The sequence below is a fragment of the Streptomyces katrae genome, assembly GCF_000966975.1.
GTDB classification, from domain to species: Bacteria; Actinomycetota; Actinomycetes; order Streptomycetales; family Streptomycetaceae; genus Streptomyces; species Streptomyces katrae.
Map to the genome: position 1 here is coordinate 1 of NZ_JZWV01000825.1, position 664 is coordinate 664.

A 664-nucleotide genomic window follows, 5' to 3' on the forward strand; every position below is an offset into this window, starting at 1 on the left:
CTGCTGGAGCGGTGGACGCTGGGGCTCGGTGAGGAGTTGAGCCGGCACGCGCTCGGGCATCCCGTCGTCCTGGTGCCCGTCCGGTTCGACGGGCCGGTCGCCGTCGTCGGGCCGGTGCTGGCCCCGGGGGCGGCTGCCTGCCTGTGCTGCACCGAGTACCGGCGGCTGGCCACCGCCGGCGGCCGGGTGCCCTGGCGCAGCCCCGGGCTCGCGCTGGCCGGCGTGCCCTCCCCGGCCCTGTCCGCCGCGCTCGGCGCCCTGGTCCGGGACCTGCTGGACGGGGAGGAGCCCGGCCGGGAGGACGGGGCGGCCGTCGTGCACGTCGTCCACCAGGGGCGCGGCACCTGGTCCACGCACCGCCTCCGCCCCCTCGGCGGCTGCGCCGTCTGCCATCCCCTGCCCGCCGACTCCGCGAGCGTCCCGGACCCGCTGCCGGCCGCACCCCGCCCGCTGCCCGACCCCCGCGTGCTGCGCGCCCCCAACCCCCGCACCGCCGGCCCCGAACTCCTGCGTCGGGAACTGCACGACGAGCGGTTCGGGCCGGTGCGCCGCCTCTTCCGCTCCGAGGACTCCGCCTTCTCCCTCACCAGCGCCTTCGTCACCGACGGCCGCCTCGTCGACGACGGCGGGTACGGCCGCGCCGGCGACTTCGCCACCAGCGAGC

General features: G+C 79.1%; 1 protein-coding gene. It reads left to right on the forward strand.

The window, feature by feature from the left end; translation table 11 throughout:
* A partial coding sequence (locus tag VR44_RS27325) for a TOMM precursor leader peptide-binding protein (RefSeq protein WP_245692305.1) occupies positions 1-664 on the forward strand: 664 nt, incomplete at both ends.